Annotated in this window: 24 protein-coding genes, 1 tRNA gene and 1 pseudogene; 19 read left to right on the plus strand and 7 right to left on the minus strand. The window is 66.7% G+C overall.

The features are described 5' to 3' along the window. Positions 1–102 precede the first annotated feature (102 nt). From secY to prfA, 12 genes and pseudogenes are all read left to right on the plus strand, one after another. Positions 103–1422, plus strand: coding sequence for a preprotein translocase subunit SecY (gene secY, locus IQ220_RS04270; RefSeq protein WP_186697296.1), 1320 nt, complete (start codon positions 103–105; stop codon positions 1420–1422). Positions 1423–1472: 50 nt separating this feature from the next. Then, on the plus strand, positions 1473–2033 hold the full coding sequence (locus IQ220_RS04275; RefSeq protein ID WP_193913250.1) for an adenylate kinase: 561 nt from the start codon (positions 1473–1475) through the stop codon (positions 2031–2033). Between the two features lie 80 nt (positions 2034–2113). Continuing rightward, positions 2114–2227 carry a 50S ribosomal protein L36 gene (gene rpmJ, locus IQ220_RS04280; RefSeq protein ID WP_006173336.1) on the plus strand — a complete coding sequence of 38 codons (114 nt, stop codon included), beginning with the start codon at positions 2114–2116 and terminating at the stop codon, positions 2225–2227. Positions 2228–2351: 124 nt separating this feature from the next. Then, complete coding sequence (rpsM, locus tag IQ220_RS04285) at positions 2352–2717, plus strand: 30S ribosomal protein S13 (protein ID WP_186697298.1); 366 nt, start codon at positions 2352–2354, stop codon at positions 2715–2717. A gap of 193 nt (positions 2718–2910) precedes the next feature. Further along, a complete protein-coding gene (rpsK, locus tag IQ220_RS04290; RefSeq protein ID WP_186697299.1) occupies positions 2911–3303 on the plus strand; it encodes a 30S ribosomal protein S11 in 393 nt (130 codons plus the stop codon). Between the two features lie 58 nt (positions 3304–3361). Continuing rightward, positions 3362–4299 (plus strand): annotated as a pseudogene (locus IQ220_RS04295) (DNA-directed RNA polymerase subunit alpha). A gap of 37 nt (positions 4300–4336) precedes the next feature. Continuing rightward, the gene (gene rplQ / locus IQ220_RS04300) at positions 4337–4687 is read left to right on the plus strand and encodes a 50S ribosomal protein L17 (protein WP_186697301.1); all 351 of its coding nucleotides are present in this window, start codon (positions 4337–4339) and stop codon (positions 4685–4687) included. Between the two features lie 75 nt (positions 4688–4762). Beyond that, entirely contained in the window at positions 4763–5716 is a 954-nt protein-coding gene (gene truA / locus IQ220_RS04305) for a tRNA pseudouridine(38-40) synthase TruA (protein ID WP_193913252.1), read from the plus strand. 74 nt (positions 5717–5790) lie between these two features. After that, on the plus strand, positions 5791–6243 hold the full coding sequence (gene rplM, locus IQ220_RS04310; RefSeq protein WP_193913254.1) for a 50S ribosomal protein L13: 453 nt from the start codon (positions 5791–5793) through the stop codon (positions 6241–6243). Further along, positions 6240–6641, plus strand: coding sequence for a 30S ribosomal protein S9 (gene rpsI, locus IQ220_RS04315; RefSeq protein ID WP_186697304.1), 402 nt, complete (start codon positions 6240–6242; stop codon positions 6639–6641). The genes rplM and rpsI overlap by 4 nt, the downstream gene beginning before the upstream one ends. Before the next feature lie 49 nt (positions 6642–6690). Next, positions 6691–6981 carry a 50S ribosomal protein L31 gene (rpmE, locus tag IQ220_RS04320; protein ID WP_186697305.1) on the plus strand — a complete coding sequence of 97 codons (291 nt, stop codon included), beginning with the start codon at positions 6691–6693 and terminating at the stop codon, positions 6979–6981. 76 nt (positions 6982–7057) lie between these two features. Further along, the gene (gene prfA, locus IQ220_RS04325; RefSeq protein WP_186697306.1) at positions 7058–8155 is read left to right on the plus strand and encodes a peptide chain release factor 1; all 1098 of its coding nucleotides are present in this window, start codon (positions 7058–7060) and stop codon (positions 8153–8155) included. Between the two features lie 14 nt (positions 8156–8169). Here the strand turns inward: prfA and IQ220_RS04330 are convergent, their stop codons facing one another. Then, positions 8170–8694 carry an HNH endonuclease gene (locus IQ220_RS04330; protein ID WP_193913256.1) on the minus strand — a complete coding sequence of 175 codons (525 nt, stop codon included), beginning with the start codon at positions 8692–8694 and terminating at the stop codon, positions 8170–8172. A 77-nt stretch (positions 8695–8771) separates the two neighbouring features. Between IQ220_RS04330 and alr the strand changes: the two genes are divergently transcribed. Both alr and IQ220_RS04340 read left to right on the plus strand, forming a co-directional pair. Continuing rightward, entirely contained in the window at positions 8772–9959 is a 1188-nt protein-coding gene (gene alr / locus IQ220_RS04335) for an alanine racemase (RefSeq protein WP_228008900.1), read from the plus strand. Positions 9960–9998: 39 nt separating this feature from the next. Then, a tRNA-Ser gene (locus IQ220_RS04340) sits at positions 9999–10087 on the plus strand. Between the two features lie 51 nt (positions 10088–10138). Here IQ220_RS04340 and IQ220_RS04345 read toward each other — a convergent pair. Further along, positions 10139–11068 carry a serine hydrolase gene (locus tag IQ220_RS04345; RefSeq protein ID WP_193913260.1) on the minus strand — a complete coding sequence of 310 codons (930 nt, stop codon included), beginning with the start codon at positions 11066–11068 and terminating at the stop codon, positions 10139–10141. Positions 11069–11085: 17 nt separating this feature from the next. On the opposite strand from IQ220_RS04345, the gene IQ220_RS04350 reads away from it, so the two are divergent. Continuing rightward, the gene (locus IQ220_RS04350) at positions 11086–11850 is read left to right on the plus strand and encodes a C40 family peptidase (protein ID WP_193913262.1); all 765 of its coding nucleotides are present in this window, start codon (positions 11086–11088) and stop codon (positions 11848–11850) included. Positions 11851–11875: 25 nt separating this feature from the next. Then, positions 11876–12841 carry a glycosyltransferase family 2 protein gene (locus IQ220_RS04355; RefSeq protein ID WP_193913264.1) on the plus strand — a complete coding sequence of 322 codons (966 nt, stop codon included), beginning with the start codon at positions 11876–11878 and terminating at the stop codon, positions 12839–12841. Here the strand turns inward: IQ220_RS04355 and IQ220_RS04360 are convergent. Further along, positions 12787–13335 carry a HEAT repeat domain-containing protein gene (locus IQ220_RS04360; protein WP_193913265.1) on the minus strand — a complete coding sequence of 183 codons (549 nt, stop codon included), beginning with the start codon at positions 13333–13335 and terminating at the stop codon, positions 12787–12789. The two genes, IQ220_RS04355 and IQ220_RS04360, sit on opposite strands and share 55 nt — an antisense overlap. A 90-nt stretch (positions 13336–13425) precedes the next feature. Between IQ220_RS04360 and IQ220_RS04365 the strand changes: the two genes are divergently transcribed. The 3 genes from IQ220_RS04365 (at position 13426) to IQ220_RS04375 (ending at position 14622) form a co-directional block, all read left to right on the plus strand. Beyond that, entirely contained in the window at positions 13426–13542 is a 117-nt protein-coding gene (locus IQ220_RS04365; RefSeq protein ID WP_006910603.1) for a photosystem I reaction center subunit VIII, read from the plus strand. A gap of 55 nt (positions 13543–13597) precedes the next feature. Then, positions 13598–14089 (plus strand): photosystem I reaction center subunit XI, encoded by a 492-nt coding sequence (locus IQ220_RS04370; protein ID WP_193814581.1) that lies wholly within the window; start codon positions 13598–13600, stop codon positions 14087–14089. A 179-nt stretch (positions 14090–14268) separates the two neighbouring features. Then, positions 14269–14622, plus strand: a complete 354-nt coding sequence (locus IQ220_RS04375; RefSeq protein WP_193913267.1) for a hypothetical protein — start codon at positions 14269–14271, stop codon at positions 14620–14622. 20 nt (positions 14623–14642) lie between these two features. Here IQ220_RS04375 and IQ220_RS04380 read toward each other — a convergent pair whose 3' ends face one another. The 4 genes from IQ220_RS04380 to psaA all read right to left on the minus strand — a co-directional run bounded on the left by IQ220_RS04380 (position 14643) and on the right by psaA (position 20088). Continuing rightward, the gene (locus IQ220_RS04380; RefSeq protein WP_186697315.1) at positions 14643–15053 is read right to left on the minus strand and encodes a CrcB family protein; all 411 of its coding nucleotides are present in this window, start codon (positions 15051–15053) and stop codon (positions 14643–14645) included. Beyond that, positions 15050–15439 carry a CrcB family protein gene (locus IQ220_RS04385; RefSeq protein WP_186697316.1) on the minus strand — a complete coding sequence of 130 codons (390 nt, stop codon included), beginning with the start codon at positions 15437–15439 and terminating at the stop codon, positions 15050–15052. The genes IQ220_RS04380 and IQ220_RS04385 overlap by 4 nt, the downstream gene beginning before the upstream one ends. Before the next feature lie 103 nt (positions 15440–15542). After that, entirely contained in the window at positions 15543–17765 is a 2223-nt protein-coding gene (gene psaB, locus IQ220_RS04390; protein WP_186697317.1) for a photosystem I core protein PsaB, read from the minus strand. Positions 17766–17784: 19 nt separating this feature from the next. Continuing rightward, entirely contained in the window at positions 17785–20088 is a 2304-nt protein-coding gene (psaA, locus tag IQ220_RS04395) for a photosystem I core protein PsaA (protein ID WP_193913269.1), read from the minus strand. Positions 20089–20512 lie beyond the last annotated feature (424 nt).

Genomic DNA, 20512 nt, shown 5'->3' on the forward strand with positions numbered 1-20512 from the left:
GGTCTGAGCCGTCCACCGGAATGCGGTGGACGGCTTTTTGATGATGACCCTCTGACCCCTGGCTTGCCCAGGCCGCCCTGCCCCCTTTTCCAGCCAACCACCATGCTTCTCAGTCGGGGACGCAACCCCAGCGCCGGTGAGATCCTCACCCAGCTGATCCAGTCCAAAGGCCTGCGCGACAGGGTGCTCACCACCCTGGGGCTGCTGCTGCTGGTGCGGCTGGGGATCTACATCCCCGTGCCCGGCATCGACCGGGTGGCCTTTCAGGAGTTTCTGGCCCAGGGCGGCCAGCTGATCGGCTTCCTCGACATCTTCACCGGCGGGGGACTCTCCACCCTGGGCATCTTCGCCCTGGGCATCCTGCCCTTCATCAACGCCTCGATCATCATTCAGCTGCTCACGGCAGCCTTGCCCCAGCTCGAAGACCTGCAGAAGAACGAGGGGGAGGCCGGGCGCCGCAAGATTGCCCAGATCACCCGTTACGTGGCCCTGGGCTGGGGCATTCTCCAGAGCACGGTGTTTGCCCTGATCCTGCGCCAGTACGCCACCGAAGGACTGTCGGAACCGGTGTTCGTGATCCAGACAGCCCTGGCCCTGGTGACCGGTTCGATGATCGTGATGTGGATCAGCGAGGTGATCACCGAGCGGGGCATCGGCCAGGGGGCCTCCCTGGTGATCTTCGTGAACATCGTGGCCACCCTGCCGCGGGCCCTGGGCTCCACCATCGAGCTGGCCCAGAGCGGCGACCGCAGCACCGTGGGCGGCATTGTGGTGCTGGTGGTGGTGTTCCTGCTCACGATCGTGGGCATCATCTTCGTGCAGGAGGGCAACAGGCGCATCCCGATCGTGAGCGCCAAGCGTCAGGTGGGGGGCACCAACCTGCTGGCGGCGCGCCAGAGCTACCTGCCCCTGAAGCTGAATGCCGGCGGCGTGATGCCGATCATCTTCGCCTCCGCCGTGGTGTTCCTTCCTCTCACCATTGCCAACCTCACCCGCAGCCCCTGGCTGATCCAGCTGGCCAGCTCGCTCAATCCCAACAGCAGCACACCGTGGCTCTACGCCCTGGTGTTCTTCGGGCTGATCGTGGGCTTCTCCTTCTTCTATGCCTCGCTCACGGTCAACCCGGTGGACATCGCCAGCAACCTGAAGCGCGGCGGCGTCGCCGTGCCGGGGGTGCGACCAGGCTCAGCCACCGCCACCTACCTCGGCGGCGTGCAGAATCGCCTCACTCTGCTCGGGGCCCTGTTCCTCGGGGCCGTGGCCATCATTCCCTCGGCCGTGGAGGGCGCCACCCAGGTGCGCACCTTCCAGGGGCTGGGCGCCACCTCGCTGTTGATCCTGGTGGGCGTGGCCATCGACACCGCCAAGCAGGTGCAGACCTACGTGATCTCCCAGCGCTACGAAGGGATGGTGCGTCAGTAGGACCGGCCCCAGCTCCCCACATCCAGACCTTCCTCCCCACTTGTTCTGCCATGAAGCAACGACTCCTGTTCCTGGGCCCCCCCGGTGCCGGCAAGGGCACCCAGGCCGAGCAGCTGGCCAAAGGCCGGCAGCTGCTCCACCTCTCCACAGGAGACCTCTTGCGGGCCGAGGTGAAAGCCGGCAGCGCCCTCGGCCAGCAGGCCGAGGCAGTGATGGCCCGGGGTGAACTGGTCAGCGATGCCCTGGTGCTGGCGATCGTGCGCAGCCGCCTGGAGCGCCAGGCAGAAGAGGGGGGCTCCGGTTGGCTGCTGGACGGCTTTCCCCGCAACCTGGCCCAGGCCGAAGCGCTGGAGCGCCTGCTGGCCGAGCTCGGCCAGCAGATCGAGATCGTGGTGTTGCTGGAGCTGGACGACAGCGTGCTGCTGCAGCGGCTGCTCAGCCGCGGGCGTGCCGATGACAACGAGGCGGTGATCCGCCATCGCCTTGAGGTCTACCGGGAGCAGACGGCGCCCCTGATCCGTTACTACCAAGAAAAAGGGCTGCTGGAGGGCGTCGATGCCAGCGGCCCGGTCGAGGCCATCGCCGCCCGCATCACCGCCCTGCTGGACTGAGCCCTCCGCCGGGCCATGGGATGGAGAGGTTGACCCATGTGATAGGTTGGCGGTTTGCAAATTCGGAGAGCACAACGCCCATGAAGGTGCGTGCCTCAGTCAAGAAGATGTGCGACAAGTGCCGGGTGATCCGCCGCCACGGCCGGGTGATGGTGATCTGCACCAACCCCAAGCACAAGCAGCGCCAGGGCTGATCAAGCCCTGGCAGGGCCTCAGCCGGGGCCACTGCACCACGCCCGCCCAACGGCGGGCAACCCTGGGCCTTCCCGGGGCCACCTGCCTCTGGCGGGTTCCTCTGACCCTTGAATCGTTTCCCACGTGGCTCGGATTGCCGGCGTCGATATCCCTCGCGACAAGCGGGTTGAGATCGCTCTCACCTATGTGTATGGCATCGGGCTCACCCGTGCCCAGAAAATCCTCGCCAAGACCGGCGTGAGCCCGGATATCCGGGTCAAGGACCTCAGCGACGCCGATGTGCAGAAACTGCGCGGTGCCGCCGAGACCTTCACCCTCGAAGGCGACCTGCGCCGGCAGGAGGGCATGGCCCTCAAGCGCCTGCAGGACATCGGCTGCCTGCGGGGCCGCCGTCACCGCATGGGTCTGCCGGTGCGTGGACAGCGCACCCGCACCAATGCCCGCACCCGCCGGGGTGCCCGCAAGACCGTGGCCGGCAAGAAGAAGTAAGCCCATCCGCCCGGTTCGAGGCCCTGCCGCCTGAGCTGAGCACCCAGACCCTGCCGCCGAGCATCGTCGCGAGCCTGCTTCCGAGAGGCTCATGGCCTTCCCAGCATCCAGCCGGGCCGGCTTCACCGCTCAGGCGTCACCAGGGTCTGCCCCCGTTCCCCGATCACCTCCTGCTGCAGCAGGCCTCTCCACCATGGCAAAGCCAGCCAAGAAAACGGGCCCCAAGAAGGCCAAGCGCAACGTGCCCAACGGCGTTGCCCACATCCAGAGCACCTTCAACAACACCATCGTGTCGATCTCCGACACGGCCGGTGAGGTGATCTCCTGGAGCTCCGCCGGTGCCAGCGGCTTCAAGGGCGCCCGCAAAGGCACCCCCTTTGCCGCCCAGACCGCTGCCGAAGCCGCCGCTCGCCGCGCCCTGGAGCAGGGCATGCGCCAGATCGAGGTGCTGGTGCGCGGCCCGGGCTCCGGCCGCGAGACCGCCATCCGCGCCCTGCAGGTGGCTGGCCTGGAGATCACCCTGATCCGCGACGTGACCCCCCTTCCCCACAACGGCTGCCGGCGTGCCAAGCGCCGCCGCGTCTGATTCGTCGCCCCGTCCCTTCCCAGGGGCCCCTCCGCCCAACCTTCCGACTGTTCAGACCGTGCTGCACTACCAAATCGACCGGATCGAGCATCAGGTCTCCGCGACCGGGCTCAGACCGGCGTCTTCCTGATCGGCCCCCTGGACCGCGGCCAGGCCACCACCCTGGGCAACGCCCTGCGGCGGGTGCTGATTGCCGGCCTGGAGGGCAGCGCCATCACGGCGGTGCGCATCTCCGGCGTCAATCACGAGTACGCCACCGTGCCCGGCGTGCGTGAAGACGTGCTGGACATCCTGCTCAACTGCAAGCAGGTGGCGGTGAACAGCCGCAGCCGCGACCTGGAGATCGGCCGGCTGGTGGTGAACGGTCCCAGCACCGTGACAGCAGCCGACCTGCAGTTCTCCTCTCAGGTGCAGGTGATCGATCCCGACCGCCTGATCGCCACCGTGGCCGACGGCTTCAGCCTCGAGATGGAGGTGCACGTGGAACGGGGTGTGGGCTACCGCCCCGTCGACCGCCATAACGAGGACACCAGCGCCATCGATCTGCTGCAGATCGATGCGGTGTTCAAGCCGGTCAACCGCGTCAACTACAGCGTCGATGAGACGGCGGTGGGTGAGGGAGGCTCAGCCCGCGAGCGGCTGCGGCTCGAAATCGAGACCGACGGCAGCGTCACTCCAGACGACGCCATGGCCCAGGCGGCCAATCAGCTGATCGCCCTGTTCCAGCCGCTGGCCACCCTGAGTGTGGTGGAGGAGCCCGGCCATGAACCCGAACCTTCCCCCGAAGCCCAGATTCCGCTCGAAGAGCTCAACCTCTCCGTGCGGGCCTACAACTGCCTCAAGCGTGCCCAGGTCAACTCCGTGTCTGACCTGATGGGCTTCAGCTATGAAGACCTGCTGGAGATCAAGAACTTCGGCTCCAAGTCTGCCGATGAGGTGATCGAAGCGCTGGAGCGCATCGGCATCACCCTGCCCCAGAGCCGAACCAGCGCCTGAACGGCAGCGCCCGACCCTTTCCACGAGCCCACGAACGATGCGCCACCAATGCCGAGTCCCCATGTTGGGACGCCCCGCCGACCAACGCAAAGCGATGCTGCGCGGACTCGCCACCCAGCTGATCCGCGAAGGGCGGGTCACCACCACCAAGGCCCGCGCCAAGGCGCTGCGCGATGAGACCGAGCGCATGATCACCCTGGCCAAGGCCGGAACCCTGGCGGCCCGCCGTCGGGCCATGGGCTACATCTACGACAAGCAGCTCGTCCACGCCCTGTTCGAGAAGGCCCAGGAGCGCTATGGCGACCGCAATGGCGGCTACACCCGGATCTTCCGCACCGTGCCTCGCCGCGGCGACAATGCCGAGATGGCGATCATCGAGCTGGTCTGAGCACCCAGCAGTCCAGGCGACGCTGTCGGCGCCCCCTCTGCCCGCCGCGGTGCTGATCCCACGGCGGCTTTTGGCATGGAGCGCCTTCCCACCCCCCAGAGCGGCCCGGCCCTGAACCCTGCAGCCGGGCAGCGCATCGCCCTCTGCCTGCAGTACGACGGCGGGGCGTTCCACGGCTGGCAGCGCCAGCACAATGCAGTGAGCGTGCAGGAGACGCTGGACAGGGCCATCGCGGGCCTGGATCCACTCCCGGCAGCAGCCGCCAATCCTTCCTCGCGGCCCCGCAGCTGGGCCGCAGGCCGCACCGATGCCGGCGTGCACGCCGCCGCCCAGGTGGTGCATTTCGACAGCCACGGGCCGATCCCGGCTGAGCGCTGGGCCCGGGCCCTGAACGGACGGCTGCCCGCCTCGATCCGCGTCAGGGCCGCCGCCAGAGTTCCCGCCGACTGGCATGCCTGCTTCTCGGCCACCTACCGGCGCTACCGCTACACCCTGTTCAACGGCCGGGCCCCGAACCTCTTTCTGGCTCCCTGGAGCTGGCATCGCTACCAGTGCCGACTGGACGAGCAGCGCATGGACGAAGCACTCCAGGGCCTGCTCGGCAACCACGACTTCACGGCCTTCCAGAAGGCCGGCAGCCGGCGCCTGCACGCCCGCACCACCGTGCAGGAAGTGGCCCTGGATCGCCAGGGGGATCTGCTGCGGGTGGAACTGCAGGCCAGCGGCTTCCTCTACGGCATGGTGCGGCTCGTGCTGGGGCAGCTGGTGGCGGTGGGGGAAAGGCGGCTGAGCCCGGCGGCCTTTGAGCAGCGCTGGCGGCAGCAACAGCGCCAGGCGGTGAAAGAGGCTGCCCCACCCCACGGGCTGTGCCTGCTGCGGGTGGGCTACCCCAAACCCATCTTCCCAACAGCCGCCTGGTATGATTGCCAGCCGCGGTATCAGCTCGACACCACCGATTCACCGGAGGTTACAGCTGGCCTATCCGTCGATCCGCAGGGCCCGCCGCGGCCAAGCGGTATGGTCGTTTGAACGGCTCGGTTTCCACCTGCCATCCCGACCACCTGCCCAGCCCTCTACGGCCTGCCGGTGCCTGACCAGGCGATATGAACAAGACTCCCCTGCCCTCCGTTGATTCCCTCGACCGCCAGTGGTTTGTGGTCGACGCTGAGAATCAGACCCTCGGTCGCCTGGCCAGCGAAGTGGCCTCGGTGCTGCGCGGCAAGAACAAGCCCTGCTACACCCCTCACCTCGATGCCGGTGACTTCGTCATCGTCATCAACGCCGACAAGGTGCGCGTGAGCGGCAACAAGGCCAGCCAGAAGCTCTATCGCCGCCACTCCGGGCGCCCCGGTGGCATGAAGACCGAAACCTTCGCCCACCTCCAGGCCCGCCTTCCCGAGCGGATCTTGGAGAAGGCGATCAAGGGCATGCTTCCCCACAACGCCCTCGGCCGTCAGCTGTTCCGCAAGCTGAAGGTGTACAAGGGCACCGAGCATCCCCACACCGCCCAGAAGCCCCAGCCCCTCGCCCTCGATCCTGCCGCCGCCGCCCAATGAGCACCTCCAACGTCGTCTACTGGGGCACCGGTCGCCGCAAGACCGCCGTGGCCCGTGTCCGTGTCGTGCCCGGCAGCGGCAGCGTCACGATCAACGGCCGTCCCGGCGATAACTACCTGAACTACAACCCCGTCTACCTGGCGGCGGTCAAAGCCCCCCTCAACACCCTGGGGCTCGCCACCGACTACGACCTGCTGGTGAACGTGCGCGGCGGTGGCCTCACCGGCCAGGCCGATGCCATCAAGCAGGGCGCTGCCCGGGCCCTGTGCGAGCTGTCCCCGGATAACCGCAAACCGCTCAAGACGGAGGGCCACCTCAGCCGCGACCCCCGGGCCAAGGAACGCCGCAAGTACGGCCTCAAGAAAGCCCGTAAGGCGCCCCAGTTCTCGAAGCGCTGATCTTCAACTCGAAGCGCCGATCGTCGATCTCCTTCAGACCTTTCCAGCCATGCCCAAGGCCGACATTCATCCCACCTGGTACCCCGATGCCAAGGTGATCTGCAACGGAGAGGTGGTGATGACCACCGGCTCCACCTCACCTGAGCTCCATGTGGACGTGTGGAGCGGCAACCACCCCTTCTACACCGGAACCCAGAAGATCCTCGACACCGAGGGCCGGGTTGACCGCTTCATGCGCAAGTACGGCATGGCCAGCCTCGACAGCAGTGCTGGCGTCAAGACCGAACCAGAAGCGAAGCCCGAAGCCGGCACCACCGAAGCCAGCACCACCGAGGCCTGAGCCAACGGAGCCGCGCGGCCGGGAGAGTCACTTCTGCCCGGTGCGCCCCTCCTGACAGCTCCGGAATCGCTGGCCCATGGATCCCTCTCTCCTTCATGATCGGCTCACGGCCGCCAGGAGCACCTTTGAGACCCTGGAGCGCCAACTGGCGGATCCTGCCGTGGCCTCAAACCCCGAGCAGCTGCAGGCGATCGCCCGCGAGCGCTCACGCCTGGAACCGCTGGTGCGGAACCATGAGCGCTTCCAGAAGCTGAAGCAGGAAGAGGACGAAGCCCGGCAACTGCTGCGGGAGCACCGGGGTGACGCTGGCATGGAGCAACTGGCCAGCGAGGAACTGCAGCAGCTCGGCAAGGCCATCGCGGCCCTGGAACAGACGCTCACCGTGGCTCTGCTGCCGCAAGATCCCCGCGATGAGCGCAGCGTGATGCTCGAGGTGCGGGCCGGGGCCGGCGGCGACGAGGCCGCCATCTGGGCCGGCGACCTGGCCCGCATGTACGAGCGCTACGCCCAGAGCCTGGGCTGGCGGGTGGATCCGGTGTCGGCTTCGGAGGCGGAGCTGGGGGGCTACAAGGAGCTGATCCTGGCGATCCGGGGCGAGGGCGTGTTCAGCCAGCTGAAATTCGAGGCCGGCGTGCACCGGGTGCAGCGGGTGCCGGCCACGGAGTCCCAGGGGAGGGTGCACACCTCCACGGCCACGGTGGCCGTGATGCCGGAGGCCGATCCGGTGGAGGTGCAGATCGAGCCCGGCGACGTGGAGATCAGCACCGCCCGCTCCGGCGGGGCCGGCGGCCAGAACGTCAACAAGGTGGAAACGGCGGTGGACCTGATCCACCGACCCACCGGCATTCGCGTGTTCTGCACCCAGGAGCGCTCGCAGCTGCAGAACCGGGAGCGGGCCATGGAGATCCTGAGGGCCAAGCTCTACGAGCGCCAGCTCGCTGAGGCCAACGCCAGGGAGCGCTCCGACCGGCTGGCGCAGGTGGGCAGCGGCGACCGCAGCGAAAAGATCCGCACCTACAACTACAAGGACAACCGCACCACCGACCACCGCCTGGGGCGCAACTTCTCGCTCGAGCCCATTCTCAATGGCCAGCTCCACGACCTGATCGGGGCCTGCATCACCGCCGACCAGAACCGCCGCCTCGATGCCCTCGCCGCCCAGGTGAGCGCCTGAACGGGCAGCCGCGCTCAGACGAGCAGCTCGGCGCCGGACTCCACGCCGATCAGGTATTTGGCCCACTCGTGGTGGCGACCGGCCCGCAGGTGGCGCGTCGCCTCATAGCCGAGGCCGCTGGCGGGACGATGGGGTTGGCGGCGCAGGGCCATGCCGGCCTCCCGCGGCGTGCGGTTGCCCTTGCGCACGTTGCAGCTCAGGCAGGCGGTGGTCACGTTCTCCCAGCTGTCCAGCCCACCGCGGCTGCGGGGAACGACGTGATCCACCGAGAGCTGATCTCCGCCATAGCCGCAGTACTGGCAGCAGTGGCCGTCCCGGTGGAAGAGATTGCGCCTGGTGAGCGGCAGTTGCCGGTAGGGCACGCGCACGAACTGCCGCAGGCGGATCACCGTGGGGAGCAGAGTATCCTCGCGGATCAGATGTGTCGGGTCGTGTTCCAGGCCTTCGGCTTTGCCCTTGAGAAGCATCACCACGGCGCGGCGCCAGGTGGTGATGTTGAGGGGTTCGTAGGAGGCGTTGAGGACGAGGACGTGGCCCATGCCAGAGCCGGGATTACCCGTCATGCTAATTGCGCTGGATTGAGGAATCCGTGACGCAGGCCACGAACCAAGGCTGGCTGCCGAGCCTGCCCCTGGTGGAGGCCGGCCTGGAGCGGCGGCGGGCCTGGGTGGACGTGGAGGCCTGGGCGATCACCGCCAACGCCCGGTCGCTGAAGCGCGCCATCGGCCCGGACTGCTCCCTGATGGCCGTGGTCAAGGCCGATGGCTATGGCCATGGTGCCGTGGTGGTGGCCCGGGCCGCCCTGGAGGGGGGAGCCAGCTGCTTCGGGGTCGCCACCCTCGGCGAGGGGATCCAGCTGCGCCAGGCCGGCATCGAGGCGCCGGTGCTGGTGCTGGGCGGGCTCGGCCATCCCGAGGAACTGCGCAGCTGCCAGCGCTGGCAGCTGATGCCCACGATCAGCGGCATGCGGGAGGCCCTGCTCTGTCAGAACCTGGCCAGCGGCGGCGGCGCCCCGATGGCCGTGCAACTGAAGCTCGACACGGGCATGACCAGGCTGGGAGCGGCCTGGCAGGAGGGGCCGAGGCTGGTGAGAGCCATCCAGGAGCTGGATGCCGTGCACCTGGCAGGGGTCTACTCCCACCTCGCCAACGCTGACGCCGAGCCGGAAGCCGCCGTGGCCGGGGGTCTGGACCCCACCACGGCGGAGCAGAAACGCCGCTTCGACAACGTGCTGGCGAACCTGAAGCAGCAGGGGCTCGAGCCGGGGATCCGCCACCTGGCCAATTCGGCCGCCACCCTGCGCAGCCCTGCGCTCCACTACGACATGGTGCGGGTGGGCCTGGCCCTGTATGGCCACAGCCCCGCCCCCCATCTGCGCCGAGTGCTCGACCTGCAGCCGGCCCTGCACCTGCACGCCCGGGTCACCCTGGTGCGCGAGGTGCCTGAGGGCGTTGGGGTGAGCTACGGCCACCGCTTCCACACCGCGCGCCCCAGCCGCCTGGCGGTGGTGGGCATCGGCTATGCCGACGGGGTGCCCCGGCAACTCTCCAACCAGATGGAGGTGCTGTTCGAGGGTCAGCGCCTGGCGCAGGTGGGGGCGATCACCATGGATCAGCTCGTGGTGGATGCCACCGAATGCCCCGATCTGGAGACGGGCTCGGTGGTGACCCTGCTGGGCAGCGATGGCGACCAGCAGATTCAGCCCACCGACTGGAGCGAGCGCTGCGGCACCATCCCGTGGGAAATCCTCTGCGGTTTCAAGCTGCGCCTGCCGAGGCTGGAGGCCCAACCCGCCAGAGCCTGAGTGAGCCGATGGCCACGCTGATAAGCTCATTGGGCCCCTGGAGAGGTGGCTGAGCGGTTGAAAGCGGCTCCCTGCTAAGGAGTTACAGGAGGCAACTTCTGTCGAGGGTTCGAATCCCTCCCTCTCCGTTGAACTGCCCAAGCCCCCTGCCCTGAGCTGGTCGCTCCGGCCTTGGGCCCTCAGTGCCTGCAAGCCCTGCAGAGGTGGCTGGCGAGCGCCGGCAGCAGCCGTTCATCGAGGGCCCGCTCCCGACCCTCGCTGAACACCACCAGCAGGAAGGGGTCGTGGCCCTCAGCCTCCACATAGGCGGCGTCATGGCGCGCCTGACTCATCCAGCCGGCCTTGCTCCACAGCCTGGCCTGATCGGGCAGGCCGGCTCCGAGGAAGCCGTCCACCTGGTTTTCCGGGTCGGCCGCGCGGCAGTCCGCCTCCAGACTGCGCTCCAGCAGCTGTCGCATGCGTGCACAGGCCGGCGGCGAGACCACAGCGGCGGCCATCACCGCCAGCAACAGCCTGGCCACCGCCTCGCTGCTGAGGCTGTTGCGGTTGTCCAGCTCCGGGCCGTAGAAGGCCCGCTCGCGGCCGTAGGGACCATCGCCCCAGGTTTTCTGGCAGGCGTTGCAGCCCTGCAGCTCAGGCCACCCCAACCCTGCCAGCCAGTCGTTCACCAGCTGGCGCTGCCGCACCCAGGCCTCCATGCGTTCGGGGGGCAGGGCCGGACCGCTGGTGGTGCCGCTGAGCAGATCCACCACCAGGCCGGTGGCGTCATTGCTGGAGTCGCGGATCATGTCGGCCAGAGCCCGCCTCAGCTCAGGCCCGTCCTCGAGCCATTCCTCCTGCAGCCAGGCCTCAACGGCGATCAGATACACCAGCTTCACCACACTGGCGGGGTAGCGCTGGCGACCCCCCCCCCAGCTGGCGCCCCGTCCGGGGAGGCCCCAGAAGGCGCTGGGCCCCGCCTCCATGGCTCGCTCCCGCTGGGATGGAGCAAAGCGAACCCAGGTGATCGAGAGCTGCTGGCCCAGACCCGGGCGGCCCTCCAGCTCCAGCGCCTCGATCAGCTCAGCCAGGGTCTGCGCCATGCCCTGGTCCTGGCTGTAGAACGCCATCAGTGCCGGCACAAGCTGTGACGACCCTAGGAACCCCCCAGTCGCTTCCCCTTGCGGAGGGCACGGCGGCTGCGCCGGAACTGCTCCTGCCCGGCAGCGTCTGGCGGCTGGAGGCCCCCCTCGACCTGTTCAGCCGTCCGCAGGGAAGCGGGCTCGCCACCCAGGCGGCTGGCGGGCGCTGCCTGGAGATCTGCAGCGGCTTGAGGCAGGGCCGCCTGCGGGTACGCCTGCTGGAGGACGGCTACCCGGGCTGGATCGCGGCCGATGCGCTGCTGGGGCAGGCGATGGCCAGCCGCGCTCCCAGGCCGTTGCTGCTGGCTCGCGCCGCCATCGAGGAACGGCTGGCGGCGGTGCTGGCCTTTGCCATGGCCGCCAACCAAAGGCCCAACACCTATCTGTGGGGCGGCAGCCTCGGGCCCGACTTCGACTGTTCCGGGCTGGTGCAGGCGGCCTACGCCAGCACCGGCATCTGGCTGCCGCGCGATGCCTACCTGCAGGAGCGCTTCTGCCAGCCCCTGGCGGTGCGCCCCGGCGTGTTCCACCAGCTCGAGCCCGCCGACCTGATCTTCTTCGGCAGCCCGCAGCGCTGCACCCACGTGGCCCTGCACCTGGGCAGCGGACGCTATCTGCACAGCTCCGGGCGCGAGCACGGCCGCAACGGCATCGGCATCGACGATCTCAACCCCAACAATGCTCACCCCGTGGCGGGCCACTACCGCGCCGAACTGCGCGGCGCCGGACGGGTGATGCGCTGTCACGACGGCAGTCCCCTGCCCGCCTAGGTTCCTTGCCTGCGATCGGGCCGCGATGGATCTCTCAGTGGTGGTGCCCCTCTACAACGAGGAGCAGAACGTGCCGCTGCTGGTGGAGCAGGTGCTGCGATCGATCCGCCCCCTGGGGCTGGAGCACGAGCTGGTGGTGGTGGATGACGGCTCCAGCGACGGCACCGCCGAGGTGCTGCGCGGGCTGAGCAGCAGCCGGCCGGAGCTGGTGGTGGTGCTGCTGCGGCGCAACTACGGCCAGAGCGCCGCCATGGCCGCGGGCTTCGATGCCAGCTGCGGGCAGGTGATCGTCACTCTTGATGGAGACCTGCAGAACGATCCGGCCGACATTCCCATGCTGCTGGAGCGGCTGGAACAGGGCTTTGATCTGGTGAGCGGCTGGCGCCACCAGCGGCAGGACCATGCCGTGTCGCGGCTGCTGCCCAGCCGCATCGCCAATCGTCTGATCGCCCGGGTCACCGGCGTACGCCTGCACGACTATGGCTGTTCTCTCAAGGCCTACCGCCGCGAGGTGGTGGACGACCTCAACCTCTACGGCGAGCTGCACCGATTTCTGCCAGCCCTGGCCTTCATCGAGGGGGCCCGCATCAGCGAGGTGCAGGTCGGCCACCACGCCCGCCGCTATGGCCAGAGCAACTACGGCATCGATCGCACCTTCCGGGTGCTGATGGACCTGCTCACGGTGTGGTTCATGAAGCGATTCCTGACCCGGCCGATGCACGTGTTCGGTTCAGCCGGGCTGGCGGCCATGGCGGTGGGTCTGCTGCTGACTGTGGCCCTGGTGGTGGAAAAGCTGCTGCTGGGGGCCGAGATCGGCGATCGGCCGCTGTTGCTGGTGGCCCTGATCAGCGTTGTGGCGGGCGTGCAGCTGTTCTGCTTCGGGCTGCTGGCTGAACTGCAGATGCGCACCTACCACGAGAGTCAGGGGCGGCCCATCTACCGGGTGCGCGAGACGTTGCGGGGCAGCGCCACGACCGGTTCCCCCGCCTGAGGCCGGGACTGCCGGCCCCGGAAGCGTTCCAGCGCCAGAGCTGCCTCCAGCACCACGCGGGGGTCGGGGTCGCGGCGGGCCCTGTGCAGCAGCGGCAGGGTGCAGCGGTGACCCCAGCGGCGGGCCACCTTCACGGCGACCAGACGGTTGGCGTGATCCGCCTCGAAATGGCGCTGCAGCGCCTTGAGCAGCTGCTGCTGATCGCGAGCACGGAGCGCCACACCGGCAGGCTGGCGAGCGAGAGGCGAGGCAGCAGCGAAGGCGGCGGCAGCCTCGTCGGCGCTGGGCGGCCCTGAGCGGGAGGGCTGCCCGGCAGGGGAGACGGGGTGGCCGGGGGGCTGCAGGGCCGTGGGCTGGTGCAGCTGGCTGCGGTTCAGGGCCGCCACGGCACTGGCATCGGTGGAGCGCAGCAGGCGGGCGGGGGGACGGCGACCGAGCCACCAGAGCGCCAGGGCCAGCAGACCGGCCAGGGCAGCGAGGCTGGAGGGAGGCATGGATTGAACTTTTATGTCGCCCAGCAGGGCCCAAGAAGGCTGTGCTGGAAACGATCCTTACAGTACCGGCGGTTGCTACTGGCCTGCGCCATGACTGGAGAATTTGCTGCCGCCTGGATGCCCTCGGTGTTCGTGCCCCTCGTCGGGATCCTCGGCCCAGCCGTGGCGATGGCGCTGTTGTTCAACGTGATTGAAGCCCGCGACTGAGCGCTCCGGGCCTCGGAGTGCCGACGCCCCTTTCAACACCCTCACATCCATCCCCATGACCGTGACCCCCGTGGCCGACCCCTGTGTCGGCAATCTGGCCACTCCCGTCAACAGCAGCTATTTCAGCAAGGCGTTCCTGAATGCCCTGCCGGCCTATCGCCCTTCCCTGTCGCCCAACCGGCGCGGCCTGGAAGTGGGAATGGCCCATGGCTTCCTGCTGTACGGACCCTTCGCGTTCACGGGCCCCCTGCGGCTCACCGAGTACGCCAGCACCAGTGGTCTGCTGGCTGCGATCGGTCTGGTGTCGATCCTCACGGTCTGCCTGTCGATCTACGGCACAGCGGGCACAGGCCCCAACGTGCAGCCAGCGGACGCCACTGTGGACAATCCGCCTGCAGACCTGTTCACCAAGGCCGGCTGGGCTGAGTTCGCCAGCGGCTTCTGGCTGGGCGGTTGCGGTGGTGCGGCCTTCGCCTGGTTCCTGGCGACCACCGCCATGGTTTCCCCTCTGGGGAGCATTGCCGGTGGCGTCTGGAGCATGGGCTGACATCCAGCAGCTCTGCTGGCAGCCTTGCCGACCACCGCTGCTGCAGCAAGGTCCATCCAAGCCCCGCCGTTGGCGGGGTTTTTATTTGGCGGGTGAGGATGGAGAAGCAGTCGCTGGAGAGCTTCATGGGCACGCAGGTTTCCCGCCCAAAGCGCACGCTGGCCTGCCCACGCCGCGGGTTGGCTCAGCAGGGCCTCTGGCCTGCAGGCCTGGCCCTGGCAGCCAGCGCCCTGCTGCTGCTTGGCGGCTGTCAGCCGCAGAACGCGCCCGAGCCGGAGCCACCCGCTGCCCCGGCGCTGCCACCGACCAGCGGCAGCGGCAGCCAAAGCAGCAGCGCCACTCCCAACAGCACCGAAGCGCCCACAGGCTCGGCGGCCGCGGCCCTGCAGGAAAAGGGCAGAAGCAGTGGCCTGGTGCAGGGCCACGCCGCCACGGTGGCCTGCCTGCGGGGCGAGCGCGCCCAGACCGATGGCAATGAACTCCGCTGCGAAGACTGGGCCTACGTGCGCCAGAACTACGCCAGTGCCCGCTGAGGAATGCCGACGCGGCGACCTCAGGGCTGGTTGCGGTCCAGGAGTGCTGAGCCCAGCCAGGCGCCGCAGGCCACCAGCAGCAGGCCGCCCAACAGATTCCCGGCCACGATGGCTGTCACCCCGAGCCAGTGCCCCAGGGTGAGCTGCTGGGCGATGGAGAGCATCCAGGAAGAAAACGTGGTGAGACTGCCACAGAAACCCACACCAGCCCAGAGGTAGAGGCGGGCCCGGCTGGCGGGCTGAACGATCAGCAGGCCGATCAACAGGCAACCGCTCAGATTCGCCAACAGCGAAGCCTGCAACAGGGCTGCCCCAGGGCCGGCCTGAGCTGCCGCCGCCAGGTCGAGCTGCCAGCGGAGCAGCCCACCCGGCACGGCACCGAGCGTCAACAGCAGCAACTCCTTGGACTCCCGCTTCAGGGGTTCTCTCATCTCAGGGCACCGATCAGCAGACCGGCCTGCATGGCCAGCAGACCCGCCAGCAGCGAGCCGCCGGCCAGGGCACAGGCCTCGCCCCAATGGCGGCGCTGCAACACCTGGTGCAGCTCAGCCACGAAGGAGGAAAAGGTGCTGAAACCTCCGAAGAAGCCGGTGCCCAGCAACAGCATCGTGCTGCGGGCTCCAGGGCCGCCACCCTGCTGCAAGGCAGCCAGCAGACCGAGGGCAAAACAGGCCACCACATTCACCACAAAGGTGCCCCAGTGCTTGCGGGGCAGCGCCGGCTCCAGGTGGTTGACCACCCTGTAGCGCAGCCAGGCTCCTGGCACCACGCCAAGGGCCACCAACACCGACGAGGTGGCCGTGGACAGAGAACTCATCACGGCGCGAGTGCCAACAGATGGAGCAATGACATGAAAAAAACCCCGGCCTGAGCCGGGGTTGGATTGGTGGTCCCTCGAGCGAGGCAAGCGTCAGGCTGCGTCAGCCGAACTTGCCAGAGGTGGAGGCGATCAGGAACGCCGCGTAGGTGAGGAAGTAACCCACGGTGAAGTGGGCCAGACCAACCACACGGGCCTGAACGATGGACAGGGCCACGGGCTTGTCACGCCAGCCCACCAGGTTGGCGAGCGGGGTGCGCTGGTGGGCCCAGACGATGGTCTCGATCAGCTCCTGCCAGTAACCACGCCAGGAGATCAGGAACATGAAGCCCGTTGCCCACACAAGGTGGCCGAACAGGAACATCCAGGCCCAGACCGCCAGGTTGTTGGAACCAGCGGGGTTGTAGCCGTTGATCAGCTGGGAGCTGTTGAGCCACAGGTAATCGCGGAACCAGCCCATCAGATAGGTGCTGGATTCGTTGAACTGGGCCACGTTGCCCTGCCAGATGGCGAGGTGCTTCCAGTGCCAGTAGAAGGTGACCCAACCCACAGTGTTCAGGGCCCAGAAGACAGCCAGATAGAAGGCGTCCCAGGCGCTGATGTCGCAGGTGCCGCCACGGCCGGGGCCGTCGCAGGGGAAGGAATAACCGAAGTCCTTCTTGTCGGGCATCAGCTTGGAACCCCGGGCATCCAGGGCGCCCTTCACCAGGATCAAGGTGGTGGTGTGGAGACCAAGCGCGATGGCATGGTGCACCAGGAAGTCACCAGGACCGATCTGGAGGAACAGGGAGTTGGTGCCGGAGTTGAGGCTGTCCAGCCAACCAGGCAGCCAGACGGCGCCGTAGTTGGGCCAGGCTGTGGACGCAATGCTCTCGGAATTGGAGAGCAGAATGTCCATGCCGTAGAGGGCCTTACCGGAGGAAGCCTGCACGAACTGGGCGAACACCGGCTCAATCAGGATCTGCTTCTCGGGAGTGCCGAAGGCCACGACCACGTCGTTGTGGACGTAGAGACCCAGGGTGTGGAAACCGAGGAACAGAGAGACCCAGCTCAGGTGGCTGATGATCGCTTCCTTGTGCTCCAACATCCGAGCAAGAACGTTGTTCCTGTTGGCCTCGGGGTCGTAGTCACGGATGAAGAAGATCGCACCGTGAGCGAAGGCACCGCACATCAGGAAGATGGCGATGTACTGGTGGTGGGTGTAAAGGGCAGCCTGCGTTGTGTAGTCCTTGGCGATGAACGCGTAGGACGGCAGGGCATACATGTGCTGAGCCACCAGGCTCGTCACCACACCGAGGCTGGCCAGGGCCAGACCCAGCTGGAAGTGGAGCGAGTTGTTGATGGTGTCGTACAGACCCTTGTGGCCAGCGCCGAGGTCACCAGGGGTGCCCTTGGGTGGGTTGTGAGCCTCAAGGATCTCCCTGATCGAGTGACCAATACCGAAGTTCGTCCGGTACATGTGGCCAGCGATCACAAAAATACAGCCAATCGCCAGGTGGTGATGGGCAATATCCGTGAGCCAGAGAGCCTCGCTCTGGGGGTGGAAACCACCCAGGAAGGTGAGGATCGCGGTGCCCGCGCCTTCAGCGGTGCCGAACACCTGGTAAGCGGTGTCGGGGTTCTGGGCGTAAACGCCCCAGTTGCCAGTGAAGAAGGGACCCAGACCTGCCGGGTGAGGCGACACGGAGAGGAAGTTGTCCCAACCGACGTGCTGACCACGGGATTCAGGAATGGCCACGTGAACCAGGTGTCCGGTCCAGGCGATCGAACTGAAGCCGAACAGCACAGCCAGGTGGTGGTTGAGCCGGGATTCAGCGTTCTTGAACCAGGCCAGGGAAGGCCTGAACTTGGGTTGAAGGTGAAGCCAGCCGGCGAACAGAGCCCAGGCCGAGAGGATCATCATGAAGATGGCCCCTTGATAGAGCTCGGCGTTGGAGCGCATCCCGATCGTGTACCACCAGTGGTACAGACCGGAATAGGCGATGTTCACCGGAGAAGAAGCGCCCGCCTGGGTGAAGGCAGCGATGGCGCCTTCACCGAAGTGGGGATCCCAGATCGCGTGAGCGATGGGACGGACATGCAGAGGATCGGTGACCCACTGCTCAAAGTTGCCCTGCCAGGCGATATGGAACAGGTTGCCCGAAACCCAGAGGCCGATGATGGCCAGGTGACCGAAGTGGGTGGAGAACAGCTTTTGGTAAAGCCGCTCCTCGGTCATGCCGTCGTGGCTCTCGAAGTCGTGAGCCGTGGCAATGCCGTACCAAATACGGCGGGTTGTCGGGTCCTGTGCCAGACCCTGGCTGAACGAAGGAAATTTCGTTGCCATTGGGAAAGGTCAGGAAAGGTCAGCCGACCGCAATCATGCGGGCCAGGAAGAAGGACCAAGTGGTCGCGATGCCGCCCAGCAGGTAATGGGCGACACCCACGGCACGGCCCTGGGTGATGGAAAGGGCGCGGGGCTGAATGGCCGGCGCCACCTTCAGCTTGTTATGAGCCCAGACGATGGACTCAATCAGCTCTTGCCAGTAGCCGCGGCCACTGAACAGGAACATGAGGCTGAAGGCCCAGATGAAGTGGGCACCCAGGAACATCAGGCCGTAGGCACTGGAGCTCGAGCCATAGCTGTTGATCACCTGTGCGGCCTGGGCCCACAGGAAGTCACGCAGCCAACCATTGATGGTGATGGCGCTCTGGGCAAAATTGCCGTTGGTGATGTGCTGGACGCTGCCGTCAGCATTGACGGTGCCCCACACGTCGCTCTGCATCTTCCAGGAGAAGTGGAAGATCACGATCGACAGGGAGTTGTACATCCAGAACAGGCCGAGGAACACGTGGTCCCAAGCCGACACCTGGCAGGTACCGCCACGGCCGGGGCCGTCGCAGGGGAAGCGGAAACCGAGGTTCGCCTTGTCGGGAACGAGGCGGGAGCTGCGGCTGTAGAGCACACCCTTCAGCAGGATCAGCACGGTGACGTGGATCGTGAAGGCGTGGATGTGGTGGACCATGAAGTCCGCCGTGCCCAGGGGGATCGGAGCAGCGGCGACCTTGCCACCCACCGCCACCACGGCGCCATTGAACACTTCACTCACGCCGGCGAGGGCGTTGGGAGCGGTGCTGCCGGCTGCAGCGGCGTGCAGACCCTGGATCCACTGCGCGAAGATGGGCTTCAGAGCAATGGCGGAGTCGCTGAACATGTCCTGGGGACGGCCCAGGGCACGCATCGTGTCGTTGTGGATGTAGAGGCCGAAGCTGTGGAAGCCGAGCCAGATGCACACCCAGTTCAGGTGGCTGATCAGGGCATCGCGGGCCTTGAGGACGCGATCCAGCACGTTATCGATGTGCTTGGCGGGGTCGTAGTCACGCACCATGGCAATGGCAGCGTGGGCACCGGCGCCAACGATCAGGAAGCCTCCAATCCACATGTGGTGGGTGAAGAGTGAAAGCTGAGTGGCGTAATCAATCCCGATGTAGGGATAGGGCGGCATCGCATACATGTGATGCGCCACGATGATGGTCAGCGAGCCGAACAAGGCCAGGTTCACGCCGAGCTGGGCATGCCAGCTGGTGGTCATGAACTCGAACAGACCATCGTGGCCCTTGGGAGCCGGGAACAGCAGGGGGTCGCCCTTCTGACCTTCCAGGATTTCCTTGATGCTGTGGCCGATGCCCCAGTTGGTGCGGTACATGTGGCCCGCCACAATGAACAGCACGGCGATCGCCAGATGGTGATGCGCAATGTCTGTCATCCAGAGGCTGCCCGTCACAGGATTCAAACCACCCTTGAAGGTGAGGAAATCGCTGTAGGCCGCCCAGTTACCGGTGAAGAAGGCGGAGATGCCAGCACCGAATCCGGGGTAGAGCTGCGAGAGCACATCCTGGTTGATGAACTCGTGGGGCAGCGGGATGTCGGCATAGGAGGCGATGGTCTTGCCATTGATCGCCAGCGGCTGGCCGGCATCAATGGCATCCATCAGAGCCGTGGTGGGCAGGGACACGTGCAGGAGGTGCCCTGTCCAGGACAGGGAGCCCAGGCCAAGCAGTCCAGCCAGATGGTGGTTGAGCATCGACTCAACGTTCTGGAACCACTCGAGCTTGGGGGCTGCTTTGTGGTAGTGGAAGACGCCCGCGTTGAGCATCAGGCCGGCCATCACCAGAGCGCCGATTGCCGTGCAGAGCAATTGGAACTCATTGGTGAAGCCCCAGGCCCTCCACACGTGGAAGAGTCCGGAGGTGATCTGAATGCCGTGGAAGCCGGCACCCACATCACCATTGAGAATTTCCTGGCCAAAAATGGGCCAGACCACCTGGGCTGAAGGCTTGACGTGCAGAGGGTCAGCCAGCCAGCCGGTGTAGTTGGAGAAGCGGGCTCCGTGGAAGAAGGCGCCGCTCAGCCAGATGAAAATGACGGCCAGATGGCCGAAGTGAGCAGAGAAGATTTTGCGAGAGACCTCTTCGAGGTCGCTCGTGTGGCTGTCGAAATCGTGAGCGTTGGCGTGGAGGTTCCAAACCCAGGTGGTGGTTTTGGGACCTTTGGCCAAGGTTCTGTCGAAGTGTCCGGGCTTTTCAAAAAGCTCGAACGTGGCCGGAACGGGGTTCCGGTCGACCATGGCCTTGGCCTTTTCCCCACGCTCTGGTGGGCTGATGGTCATCGAGACGTTCCTCGAGGGACGGGGTCGAGGTGGTGATCCACCCCTGGAAGCCATCGCATCCGCGCGAGGCGGAGACGGATGACTGATGGGCCCCATGACCGGACCTGCCGGAGCCGGGCCTGTCATGGGCTCCAGCCGGCAGGGGCCTCGCGAAGTGGCGAGATCCGTTGCCATGGCTGGGGCTTTGGGCCCCAGGTAGGGGACCGCTGGCGGCACTATAAGGGTCAAATCCATGCCCCTTGGGCGCCCAGTTACAAAGGTTCAATCCGGCGCCTTCCCAGGCCAGCACTGGGGTCTGCTGGGCAGTTAGAGATACGCGATTCCAGTACTTTCCATCTGCTTTGTTACATCGTCAGTCTGGAAAGAAGTCTGTCGATGACACAGGCGGGTCTCCATCGCCTGCCTGCCAGCAGAATGCAGGCAA

It is taken from the genome of Cyanobium sp. LEGE 06113, from assembly GCF_015207615.1.